Below are 12,307 nucleotides of genomic sequence, written 5' to 3'. Positions count from 1 at the left end.
TTTTTTTGCATAATATCCACCCCTGCCAGGCTTGCCAAATTGGATCGGCCTCAAGAGGCAAATCGGAACAAGAATAGAAGTTTTTGCTGTTTTTCCTGCGCATTAGAGCCATTGCCCCTCCAATGACAGCCTCCAAAGGACACTTATCTCATCGGTCGAGTTGCAAATTCATGCAACATACTGGATGGTGGACGAAAGAACGCGTCCGGACCACGGAAGCCGGATGGGCACATAACCTGGGGAGGTACCGATGCGGCTGATCCCGCTCCTGAACGGACTTGTATTCCTGGCGCTCGCCGCCTGCTCCACCGTGCCGTCCCGGCCTGCCGCACTCCCCGCCGCCCCCACGCCCCTGCCGGCCGCGACCGGCGCCCAATCCGTCACCTCCCCCGACGGCGCCCTGGTGGTGACGCTCAGCGATAGCGCCGGCCACCCGACCTGGAGCGCAACCTATTCGGGCGAGCAGATCCTGAAGCCGGCGCGGCTCGGCCTGCGCTTCCTTGAGGCCGGCAATCTCGACGACGGCCTTGTAATCATTGGCGCCGAAACCCGCAGCGTCGACACGCCCTGGGAACAGCCCTGGGGCGAACAGCGCCTGATGCGCGAGCATTATAACGAACTTCTGGTCCGTTTCGCCGACCCGGCCGGCACAGGCCGCTATTTCGATGTCCGCATCCGCGCCTTCGATGACGGCCTCGGCTTCCGCTACGAAGTCCCGCAGCTGACAGCTGGCGGCAATGTCAGCCTGATCGACGAGCTCACCGAATTCTCCATCGATGAGCACGACACTGCCTGGTGGATCGAGGCCGGCAACTACAACCGCTACGAGTACATCTATCACACGACCGAAGCAGCCGCGATCGACCGCGCCCACACGCCCATGACCGTCCGCACGGACAAAGGCACGCACATCACCTTCCACGAGGCGGCCCTCGTCGATTACGCCGCCATGTGGCTGGACCAGCAGCGCCCCGGCGTGCTCAAGGCCTCCCTCGTGCCTTGGTCCGACGGCGTCCGTGTGAAGAAAAACGGTGCATTCACAACGCCCTGGCGCACGGTTCAGGTCTCTTCCGATGCGAAAGGCCTGCTCAATTCCCACCTCATCTTGAACCTCAACGAGCCCAACAAGCTCGGCGACGTGTCATGGGTGAAGCCCGGCCGCTATGTCGGGATCTGGTGGTGCATGCACATCAAGAAGTGCACCTGGGGCTCCGGCGAGATCCACGGCGCCACGACGGAACGCACCAGGGAATACATGGACTTCGCCGCCAAGTACGGCTTCGACGGCGTCCTCGTCGAAGGCTGGAACATTGGCTGGGACGGCGACTGGTTCAACAACGGCGCCCTCTTCAGCTTTACGGAGCCCTACCCCGATTTCGATATTGAGGAGCTTTCGCGCTACGGCGCTGCACAAGGCGTCCGCCTGATCGGGCACAACGAAACCTCCGGCAACATCACCAATTACGAGAACCAGTTGCAAGACGCCTTCGCGCTCTACGAAAAGCTCGGCATCGCGCAGGTGAAGACCGGCTATGTCGCCGATGGCGGTGGCATTCAGCGCCAGGACGAGGACGGCACCTGGCGCTATGAGTGGCACGACAGCCAGGTCATGGCCCGCCACCACCTTCACGTCGTGGAAGAGGCAGCCAGGCACCACATCTCGATCAACGCCCATGAGCCGATCAAGGATACGGGCCTGCGCCGCACCTATCCCAACTGGATCAGCCGTGAAGGCGCCCGCGGTCAGGAATACAATGCCTGGGGCTATCCGCACCTCAACCCGCCGGAACACGAAACCATACTGCCCTGGACGCGCATGATGTCCGGCCCGATGGATTTCACCCCCGGCATTTTCGATCTCACCTTCGACGGCCCGGACGCCGACAACCGCGTCCAGACCACGCTCGCCAAACAGCTCGCCCTCTATGTCGTGCTCTACAGCCCGATCCAGATGGCGGCCGACCTTCCTGAAAACTACGAGGCCCGGCCGGAAGCGTTCGAATTCATCACCCGCGTGCCCACCGACTGGGAACAATCCATCGCCATCGCCGGCGAAGTCGGCGAATACGTCGCCTATGCCCGGCAGGAACGCGCAGGCGAGGACTGGTTCCTCGGCACCGTGACCGACGAGAACGGTCGCACCGTGTCACTCCCGACGGACTACCTCACCCCTGGCGTTACTTACACCGCCAAGGTCTGGGTCGACGGTCCAGGCGCGGACTGGAAGACCGCGCCCTACGACCTTTCCATCTACACGCGCGACTTGCAGCAGGGCGATACGCTGACGCTCACCCTCGCGCCAGGCGGCGGCGCGGCTGTCTGGCTCACGCCGGTCACTACCCAGTGAACCGGGCATTCGCCGCTTTCCTGGCACTCGTCTTCGCGAGCGTCTGCGGCAGCCCCGCTGCCGACGCACCCGTGCCCGACGGCATGGAGCGGGTACAGATTGCAGCGGAGGTTCCTGCAACGGCCGGCAAAGTCTACCTGACCGGCAGTCTCGACAGCCTCGGCCCCTGGAAGGCCGATGCCCTGCTTATGGAAGGCGAAGGCGCTGAAAGGCATGTCAGCCTGCTGCGCCCGGCCGGACACGACTTCGAATACAAATTCACGCTCGGCAGCTGGGAGCATGAAGGCCTCGGCCCGTCCGGCACGGTCATGGGCAATTTCGTCCTGCCCGCTGGTGAAACCTCGGCCCACCAAACGATTGTGGATTTCAAGAAAGACGTCCGCGACTACATCGCAGACGTCGAACACGCCGGCATCATCGGTCACCTCGACTACTGGCTCGACGTCGAATCCGCCTTTCTCTCCGAACCGCGCCACGTCTCGATCTGGACGCCGCCCGGCTATGCCGACGATCCCAAAAAGAGCTACCGCGTCATTTACATGAGCGACGGCCAGAACCTGTTTGACCCGCGTATTGCCAACACCGGTACAGACTGGGGCGCTGACGAAGCCATGGCCGCCCTTGCTGAACAAGGGTTCGAACCCGCCATCATCGTCTCGAGCTGGAGCACGTCGAAACGCTTTGAGGAATACTCACCCTGGCATCAGGGCGAAGACTATGCCCGCTTCCTGATCGAGGAACTGATGCCGCGCGTCGAAGCTGCTTACCGCGTGAAGACCGGCCCGGAAAACACCATTCACGTCGGCTCGTCCATGGGCGGCCTCATCTCATTCTATCTTGTCACGCACCATCCGGACGTGTTCGGCGCCTGCGGCTGCGTTTCAACGCATTTCCCACTCTCGGAAGCGGTGGTGAAACAGGTCTTCCCCAACATCCGGATCGGCCCGGAACCTGACGATGCGCCCTATCTTGTTCGCGACATCGAAGCCGGTCTCACGCCGCCGGCAGGCGCGCGTTACTGGTTCGATTACGGGACAGAAGGCCTCGACGCCGAATACGGCCCCACACATGAGATCCTCCACGAATGGCTGATCGCAAGCGGCCTCACTGAAGGCCGCGACTTCGTCATCCGCCGGTACGATGGCGCGACCCACAATGAAGCCTCTTGGCGCGCGCGCCTGCCGGATATCTTTGCCTTCCTCCTCGCCCCCGCCACGGAGACCGAAACCCAATGATCCGTTCGCTGATACCTGCTGTCCTTATCGCCAGCCTCGCTGCCTGTACCAGCCGTGCGCCAGCCCCCGAGCCGGCAACGATCACCTTCGCGCCGCAGCCTTATGTGCAGCTGACGCATGCCGACTGGGCTAAAGACGCGGTAATCTACCAGATCAACACGCGCCAGTTCACGACTGAAGGCACCTTCGCCGCCGCTCAGCGCGAACTGCCGCGCCTGAAGGAACTCGGCGTCGACATTCTCTGGCTCATGCCGATCCACCCGATCGGCGAAAAGCACCGCAAGGGTACGCTCGGCAGCCCCTATGCCGTGAAGGACTATTACGGCGTCAATCCGGAATTCGGTACGGTCGAAGACCTTAAGGCGTTCGTCGATGCCGCTCACGCCCTCGGCATGCACGTCATTCTCGACTGGGTCGCCAATCACACGGCCGCCGACAATCCTCTGACGACGGAACATCCGGACTGGTACGAGACCGATTGGAAGGGCGACTTCCACCCGACACCCTGGACCGACTGGTACGACATTATCGACCTCGACTACAGCCAGCCGGGCCTGCGCGAATACATGACCGGCGCCATGGAATACTGGGTGCGTGATGTCGGCATCGACGGCTATCGCTGCGACGTTGCCGGCTATGTCCCGCTCGATTTCTGGGAAACGCTGCGCGGCCGCCTCGACGCGATCAAGCCGGTCTTCATGCTGGCTGAATGGGACACACGCGACCTGCATCAGCACGCCTTCGATGCGACCTATGCCTGGGACTGGAAAGAGGCCGCCCATGCCATCGCGCAGGGCCATTCCGATGCCGGCCGCATGACCAGCCTGATGCAGCGCAATCTCGGCTCCTGGCCCCGTGACGCCTACAAGATGATGTATACGGAAAACCACGACCAGAATGCCTGGGAAGGAACGCCCCGCGAATTCTACGGCGATGCTCTGCCCACCTTCATGGCGCTCCAGTTCGTGATGGATGGCATTCAGGTTATCCATAACGGTCAGGAGGCGGGAAACGAACACCGCCTAGCCTTCTTCGAGAAAGACCCGATCGTCTGGCGCGACCATCCGCAGAATGAACTGATCCGGAAACTGATCCGCCTGAAGAAAGAAAACCCCGCCCTCTGGAACGGCGCGGCGGGCGGCGAATATGAACCCATCGTCACCGACAATGGCAGCCAGATCGTCAGCTTTGCCCGCCGCAAGGACGGTAATACGGTCATCGCCCTGTTCAATCTCAGCGCACGGCCAGCAAGTTTCACCCTGACCGATGGCCCCGTCGATGGCACATACACCGACTTTGCCACGGCTGCAGAGATGAGCCTCAGCCTCGCTTCGGCGCAGCAGATGATGCTTCCCGCGTGGGGCTTTCATGTGCTTGTGTCGGACGCATCCGAATAAGAATTGCCGGGGAGGGCAAGCCAGATGACGGATCAGAGCGTGACAGGCCGCAAGCCTGCGCTGGGCATCGCCCAGATCATCAACATGTCGTTCGGCTTCTTCGGGATCCAGATCGGTTTTGCCCTGCAGAACGGCAATGTCAGCCGCATCTTCCAGACGCTCGGCGCAGACATCAACACTCTGCCCCTACTGTGGCTCGCTGGCCCGGTCACTGGCCTCATCATGCAGCCGATCATCGGCTATTTCAGCGACAAGACCTGGGGGCCACTCGGCCGCCGCCGGCCGTATTTCCTCGCCGGAGCAATCCTGACGACGCTCGCCTTGTTCATCATGCCGAATTCGCCGGCGCTCTGGGTTGCCGCCGGCACGCTATGGATTCTCGACGCCTCGCTGAACATCACCATGGAGCCGTTCCGCGCCTTTGTCGGCGACATGCTGCCCTCGCGCCAGCGCCCGCTCGGCTTCTCGATGCAGACCATCTTCATCGGCGCCGGCGCTGTCATGGCCAGCCTTGCACCTTACATCTTCAATTCGCTGGGCGTTTCGAACACAGCCGAAGCCGGCCACATTCCGGAAAATGTGCGCTTGTCCTTCTATGTCGGCGGTATTGCCCTCCTCGCAGCAGTGCTCTGGACCATTTTCACCACAAAAGAATATTCGCCCCAGCAACTCGAAGCGTTCGGCGCAGATGAAGACAATATTTTCGAGGCGGAAGGCGGCATCGAGCATGCAAGCCGTCCAGCCAGCGGCTTCTTCCTTCAGTGGGGCGCCATCATCGCCGTCGCCGGAGCCGCATTCTGCTGGGCAGTCTGGCACTTCGCCGGCGACAAGCAATTCTACGTCATGGGAGGCGGTCTCGTCTTTCTGGGCCTGCTGTTCCTCATGAACAGCCTGCTGGTCCGCGATGATCCGGGGGCGCGCAATTTCCTCTCTGACGTGCTCGGGGATCTCACCACGATGCCGTCGGTCATGAAGCGGCTGGCCGTGGTCCAGTTCTTCTCCTGGGTCTCCTTGTTCATCATGTGGATCTACACGACGCCTGCCGTCGCCCTGCAGGGCTGGCACACGAGCGACACCTCATCCGCCGCCTACCAGACAGCCGGCGACTGGGTCGGCGTGATGTTCGCCGTCCAAAACGGCGTCGCCGCGATCTACGCTTTCGTCATCGCAGCGGTAGCCCGGAAAGTCGGCACCCGCCGCCTCCACGCCTTCAATCTCCTGATGGGAGCGCTCGGTTTCGTCGGCTATCTCGTCTTCGGATCGAAGCTGGGACTGCTTGTCCCCATGGTCGGCCTCGGCATGGCCTGGGGCTCCATCCTCGCTTTGCCTTACGCCATTCTCGCCGATGCCCTGCCGCCCCGCAAAATGGGTATCTATATGGGCATCTTCAATTTCTTCATCGTGCTGCCGCAGATCCTGGTCGGTGGAACGATGGCGCCGATCCTGCGCACACTTGAGGACTCGCTCGGTCAGACCGTCGGCGGTGCGCCGCTACTTGCCATGCTGTTCGGTGCGGGCAGCTTCGCGCTCGCGGCCTTAGCCATGAGTTTCGTCAAAGCGCACCACGCAGATTAACGCGCGATCTCGCGGCTGACCTTGTCGGCGATCATAATCGTCGGCGTATTCGTGTTGCCTGACGTGATGGTGGGCATGACGGACGCATCGATCACACGCAGGCCTTCGGCGCCGAACACGCGTAAATCCTTGTCTACCACCGCCATCGGGTCGTCTGGCGCGCCCATCTTGGCTGTCCCGACAGGATGGAAGATCGTGGTCCCGATGTCGCCCGCCGCTTTCGCCAGCGCAATGTCCTCGTCCCCCACCGACGGGCCAGGCAGCGTCTCCTCCGGAGAGAAGCGTGCCATGGCCGGCTGCGCCATCAGGCGCCGCGTAACGCGGATCGCATCAGCGGCCACCTTCAGGTCTTCCTTTGTCGACAGATAATTCGGGGCGATCACCGGTTTCGCATCCGGATCGGCGGACAGTACACGAATCTCACCGCGGGAAGTCGGGCGTAAATTGCAGGCGCTAACGGTAATTGCCGGGTAGCGGTGCAAAGGATCCCCGAACTTGTCGAGCGACAGGGGCTGCACATGGAACTCGATATTGGCACGGTTATGCTCCGGCCCGGACCGCGTGAAGATGCCCAGCTGCGATGGCGCCATGGTCAGCGGCCCCCGCCGCCTCAGCGCATAGTCCCCCCCCATCAGCGCCCGGCGCGGCAGTGAATGATAAGTCTCGTTCAGCGTCCGCGCGCCGCTGACCTTATAGATCGCACGCTGTTGCAAATGATCCTGCAGATTCCGCCCGACGCCCGGCCGCTCGACCCGCGTCTCTATTCCTGCCGCCTGCAAGACTTGCCCCGGCCCGATGCCGGAGCGTTGGAGGATTTGCACGGACCCAATTGAACCTGCACACAGGATCACCTCACCCCGGCAGCGCGCAACCTGCCGCTTGCCCTTCTGAAGGAACTCGACCCCCGCGGCCCGGCCATCTGTCATCACCAGCCGGTCAACAAGGCACCCCGTCTCAATGCGCAAATTCGTCCGTCCACGTGCCGGCCTCAGGAAGCCCCGCGCTGCAGACCAGCGCACGCCCTGCTTCTGGTTCACATGGAAATAGGACGAGCCCTCATTGTCGCCCGTATTGAAATCACCGATCCGTTCGACGCCCATTTCCGTCGCCGCGTCGCGCACGGCATCCAGAATATCCCAACGCACCCGCGGTGCCTCAACCCGCCATTCCCCGCCCGCACCATGCAGATCGCTTGCACCGAGAAAATGATCCTCGATCCGGCGGAAGACAGGCAGTACATCATTCCACCCCCAGCCGGGCAGGCCGAGGCTTTTCCAATGGTCGTAGTCCTCCGCCTGACCACGCATCGAGATCATCGCATTGATCGCCGAGGACCCACCCAGAACCTTGCCGCGCGGATAGTTCAGCTTCCGCCCGTTAAGGCCGGGCTCCACGACCGTCTCGAACATCCAGTCCGACCGCGGATTGCCAATCGCGAAGAGGTAGCCCACCGGAATATGGAACCAGATCCAGTTGTCTGCCCCGCCCGCTTCGAGGAGCAGTACGCGCGCCTTGCCGCTCGCCGACAGACGGTTTGCAACGACGCATCCCGCCGATCCGGCCCCAGCAATGATATAGTCATATTCGCCGTCGAGGGCGTCCGGCTCGCTCACGCACAATCCTCCCTGGGCAGAGATCAGGCCACAGCCTGCCGTCCACGTCCAGAGGAGACGCCTAGCGGAGCCCCGCCAGAACCGAAAACGGGCTGTCCGGCGATTTCGGCGGCTGGGGCGCACTCCTGCCCTTTCCAACTGGGCGACCGGCACCTTGCTTCATGCTGAGGCTGATGCGCTTACGCGGTACGTCTACCTCCAGAACCTGCACCTGAACCACCTGCCCGGTCTTTACCACCGTATGCGGATCTTTCACGAACACGTCCGCAAGCTCGGACACATGCACCAGTCCATCCTGATGCACGCCGATATCCACAAAGGCGCCAAAGGCGGCCACATTGGTGACAACCCCTTCCAGCCGCATGCCCGGCTTAAGGTCGGTGATCGTCTCCACGCCTTCCTTGAAGGTCGCCGTGCGGAATTCCGGGCGCGGGTCACGTCCGGGCTTTTCGAGTTCCGACAAAATATCCTTCACCGTGGGCACACCAAACGCGTCGTCCGCAAATGCTTCCGGCTTCAGTTTCGCGAGGAATGCCTTGTCGCCGATGATCAGGTCGATCTTCTTTCCTGTCTGCTTCGCGATCCGCTCGACGACAGAATAGGCTTCCGGGTGAACTGCCGAACTATCCAACGGGTTCTTGCCATTCATGATCCGCAAGAAGCCAGCCGCCTGCTCGAACGCCTTGGCGCCAAGACGCGGCACTTTCTTCAGCTCACTGCGCGTTTTGAAAGGCCCGTGCTCATCGCGATAGGCAACGATATTGGCCGCAATGGTCGCATTGAGGCCAGCAACGCGGGACAACAGCGAGGCCGAGGCCGTATTCACATCCACGCCGACCGCGTTGACGCAATCTTCGACGACGCCGTCCAGCGAGCGGGCGAGCGCAGTCTGGTCCACATCATGCTGGTACTGGCCAACACCGATTGCCTTCGGCTCGATCTTCACAAGCTCCGCCAGCGGGTCCTGCAGGCGTCGCGCAATCGAGACAGCCCCGCGGATGCTGACATCGAGTCCTGGAAACTCCTTCGCAGCAAGTTCAGAAGCCGAATAGACGGACGCGCCTGCTTCCGACACCATGATGCGCGTCAGGTTCAGCGCTGGCATCTTGTCCGACAGTTCGGCGACCAGCTTCTCTGTCTCGCGTCCGGCCGTTCCATTCCCGACGCTGACCAGTTCCACCTTATACTTCTTGCAGAGTGCCGCCAGGCTCGCAAGCGAGCCCGCCCAGTCACGCTTCGGCTCATGCGGATAGATCGTCGCCGTGTCCAGCAGCTTTCCGGTGGCATCGACCACCGCAATCTTGCACCCGGTGCGAATGCCGGGATCGATGCCCATTACGACCTTGGGCCCGGCCGGCGCGGCCATCAGCAGGTCTTTCATGTTCCGTGAAAAGACTTTTATCGCCTCGCCATCGGCCGCTTCCTTCAGGCGGCTGAGAGAGTCGCGGGCGCTGGACGGTTCAAGCCGGTTCTTCCAGGCCGCTTCGGCGGTTTCCACCAGCCATTCGTCCGCGGCGCGCCCTTTGCGCGAAATGCCAAGTTCTGAGCAAATCTCATTTACCGCGCGGCGTTCGCCTTCAGGCACCGCCACCTTGATGCGCAGCACGCCCTCCTTCTGTCCGCGCATCATGGCGAGGGCACGGTGCGACGGCATTTTGTGCAGCGGCTCGTCGAAATCGAAATAGTCGGCGAACTTCGCACCTTCCGCAGCTTTGCCCTTCACGAGGCTGGAGCCAAGCTTGCCCTCGGCCCAGACTTGTTCGCGGATCTTCCGGGCGAGCTGTGGGGTTTCCGCAATCTTCTCGACGATGATTTCGCGGGCACCTTCCAGCGCCGCCTCGACGCTTTGCACGCCCTTTTTCTTGGAGACGAACGCTTTGGCTTCAGCGGCCAGGGCCAGCGAAGGATTGGCCAGGATGCGCTCGGCCAGCGGCTCAAGGCCCGCCTCCTTCGCGATGGTGGCCTTGGTGCGGCGCTTCTGCTTGTAGGGAGCGTAAAGGTCTTCCAGCGCAACTTTGGTCGCCGCAGTCCTGATCTCGCGTTCAAGCTCCGGCGTCAGCTTGCCCTGCGCGCGAATCGCGTCCAGCACGGTGTCACGGCGCTTGGCGAGGTCGGTCAGGTATTCCAGCCGTTCCGCCAGAGTCCGCAGTTGGGTATCGTCAAGGCCGCCCGTGCGCTCCTTCCGGTAGCGCGCGATGAACGGGACGGTCGCGCCCTCTTCAAGCAATTCGATCACCGCAGACACCTGCCGCTCCGTAACACCAAGTTCGTCGGCAATCTGGCGGGCGATGGAAACTGGGGCTGACATGGCAGCGGGGCGGGATTTGGCGGTCATGGAAAACGCCTTCTGGCTGGATTGGATACGCTCACGCGGGGCGCGCGAAACGGATCAATCCACCATAAATCGTTCACACCTCGTTTACGCTTGCCGATGTCACGACGAATTTCCTGTGGAGAACAGGGTCGGGCTTACCGGCACTCAGGCGCCAAGCGGAAAATCTCTGAGTTTTGGGGAAATGGGCCTGGCAGGGGCAGAGGGACTCGAACCCACGACCTACGGTTTTGGAGACCGCCACTCTACCAACTGAGCTATACCCCTTCAGGCCTGCGGAGGGTTTGCCTCAAACCGTCCGCGCCTGCAAGCGGCGAGGTCAGCCATTCGATCCCTTCACATAAAAAGGCCGCCCTTTTGGGGGCGGCCTTTCGGAGTTTTAAGTGGGTTTCCGGAGCGTTCCCGTAGCCTCGGCGTAGGATTCTCCGGAGCCCTTTTAGTCTTTAATTGCCGAGACGACGCCGGCGCCGACGGTGCGGCCGCCTTCGCGGATAGCGAAGCGCAGGCCCTGGTCCATGGCGATCGGGGTGATCAGCTCGACGTCCATCTTCACGTTGTCGCCCGGCAGGACCATTTCCTTGTCCTTCGGAAGCGTCACGATGCCCGTCACGTCCGTGGTGCGGAAGTAGAACTGCGGACGGTAGTTCGTGAAGAACGGCGTGTGGCGGCCGCCTTCTTCCTTGGTCAGGATGTAGGCCTCGGCCTCGAACTTCGCGTGCGGCTTGATCGAGCCCGGCTTGGCCAGAACCTGGCCGCGCTCAACGCCTTCACGGTCGACACCGCGCAGCAGCGCGCCCGATGTTGTCGCCGGCCTGGCCCTGGTCGAGCAGCTTGCGGAACATTTCAACGCCCGTGCAGGTCGTCTTCACGGTCGGACGGATACCGACGATCTCGATTTCCTCGCCAACCTTGATGATGCCCTGCTCGACGCGGCCAGTCACAACCGTACCGCGGCCCGAGATCGAGAACACGTCTTCGACCGGCATCAGGAACGGCTTGTCCAGCGGACGCTCAGGCGTCGGGATGTACTTGTCGACGGCGTCCATCAGCTCGAGGATCTTCGACTTGCCGATCGCTTCGTCGCGGCCTTCAACGGCAGCCAGGGCAGACCCCTTGACGATCGGGATCTCGTCGCCCGGGAATTCGTAGGAAGACGGCAGCTCGCGCACTTCCATCTCGACCAGCTCGAGCAGTTCCTCGTCGTCGACCTGGTCGACCTTGTTGAGGAACACGACGAGGGCCGGAACACCGACCTGGCGGGCCAGCAGGATGTGCTCGCGGGTCTGCGGCATCGGGCCGTCAGCTGCGTTCACAACCAGGATCGCGCCGTCCATCTGGGCCGCGCCGGTGATCATGTTCTTCACATAGTCAGCGTGTCCCGGGCAGTCGACGTGGGCGTAGTGACGGGCTTCCGTCTCGTATTCCACGTGTGCGGTGTTGATCGTGATGCCGCGGGCCTTCTCTTCAGGCGCCGAGTCGATCTCAGCATACGACTTCGCGGCGCCGCCGCTCTTCTCGGCCAGCACCATCGTGATCGCTGCCGTCAGCGTCGTCTTGCCATGGTCAACGTGACCAATCGTGCCGATGTTCACGTGCGGCTTGTTACGCTCAAACTTTGCCTTGCCCATCGGGCCTCTCCTTACAAGTCTGGGTTCAGTCCGGCCCGCCGGACATGGATAAAATCCAGGCCGGCGGCCTGTTAAACGGGCCTCATACCCATGTGTGGCCTTTGATTCAAGCGCGCAATTGTGTTCCGCTGCACCTGCCCCTGCAGCGCCTTGCGCCCGCCTCCGAACTCCGGATATGCC

At 62.2% G+C, this 12,307-nt stretch carries 6 protein-coding genes, 1 tRNA gene and 1 pseudogene; 4 read left to right on the top strand and 4 right to left on the bottom strand.

Translation table 11 applies throughout. The annotated features are described in order from the left end of the window. Positions 1-250: 250 nt before the first annotated feature. From R3C13_RS13125 to R3C13_RS13110, 4 genes are read left to right on the top strand one after another with little or no spacing between them, the layout of a single operon-like run. The gene (locus tag R3C13_RS13125) at positions 251-2,347 is read left to right on the top strand and encodes a glycoside hydrolase family 97 protein (protein ID WP_371311280.1); all 2,097 of its coding nucleotides are present in this window, start codon (positions 251-253) and stop codon (positions 2,345-2,347) included. Further along, positions 2,344-3,582 (top strand): alpha/beta hydrolase-fold protein, encoded by a 1,239-nt coding sequence (locus R3C13_RS13120; protein ID WP_371311279.1) that lies wholly within the window; start codon positions 2,344-2,346, stop codon positions 3,580-3,582. Before R3C13_RS13125 ends, R3C13_RS13120 begins: the two co-directional genes overlap by 4 nt. Continuing rightward, the gene (locus R3C13_RS13115; RefSeq protein ID WP_371311278.1) at positions 3,579-4,979 is read left to right on the top strand and encodes an alpha-amylase family glycosyl hydrolase; all 1,401 of its coding nucleotides are present in this window, start codon (positions 3,579-3,581) and stop codon (positions 4,977-4,979) included. Before R3C13_RS13120 ends, R3C13_RS13115 begins: the two co-directional genes overlap by 4 nt. A 24-nt stretch (positions 4,980-5,003) precedes the next feature. Continuing rightward, complete coding sequence (locus R3C13_RS13110) at positions 5,004-6,554, top strand: MFS transporter (protein ID WP_371311277.1); 1,551 nt, start codon at positions 5,004-5,006, stop codon at positions 6,552-6,554. Here R3C13_RS13110 and R3C13_RS13105 read toward each other — a convergent pair. The 4 genes and pseudogenes from R3C13_RS13105 to tuf form a co-directional block, all read right to left on the bottom strand. Continuing rightward, a complete protein-coding gene (locus R3C13_RS13105) occupies positions 6,551-8,167 on the bottom strand; it encodes a GMC family oxidoreductase (protein WP_371311276.1) in 1,617 nt (538 codons plus the stop codon). The genes R3C13_RS13110 and R3C13_RS13105 overlap by 4 nt on opposite strands. A 61-nt stretch (positions 8,168-8,228) precedes the next feature. Then, on the bottom strand, positions 8,229-10,502 hold the full coding sequence (locus R3C13_RS13100; RefSeq protein ID WP_371311275.1) for a Tex family protein: 2,274 nt from the start codon (positions 10,500-10,502) through the stop codon (positions 8,229-8,231). 188 nt (positions 10,503-10,690) lie between these two features. Next, positions 10,691-10,766 (bottom strand) — tRNA-Trp (locus R3C13_RS13095). Between the two features lie 169 nt (positions 10,767-10,935). Further along, a pseudogene (tuf, locus tag R3C13_RS13090) lies at positions 10,936-12,127 on the bottom strand (elongation factor Tu). Positions 12,128-12,307: the final 180 nt, after the last annotated feature.

It is taken from the genome of Hyphomonas sp. (assembly GCF_041398385.1).
GTDB lineage: Bacteria > Pseudomonadota > Alphaproteobacteria > Caulobacterales > Hyphomonadaceae > Hyphomonas.
The sequence above is the reverse complement of the archived record's forward strand: the minus strand, read 5'-3'. Positions and strand labels throughout refer to the sequence as shown.

What these genes read in the sequence shown, in the direction of transcription:
- R3C13_RS13100 (WP_371311275.1), bottom strand. Translation starts at nt 10,502, where the DNA reads ATGACCGCCAAATCCCGCCCCGCTGCCATGTCAGCCCCAGTTTCCATC.
- R3C13_RS13110 (WP_371311277.1), top strand. Translation starts at nt 5,004, where the DNA reads ATGACGGATCAGAGCGTGACAGGCCGCAAGCCTGCGCTGGGCATCGCC.
- R3C13_RS13125 (WP_371311280.1), top strand. Translation starts at nt 251, where the DNA reads ATGCGGCTGATCCCGCTCCTGAACGGACTTGTATTCCTGGCGCTCGCC.
- R3C13_RS13115 (WP_371311278.1), top strand. Translation starts at nt 3,579, where the DNA reads ATGATCCGTTCGCTGATACCTGCTGTCCTTATCGCCAGCCTCGCTGCC.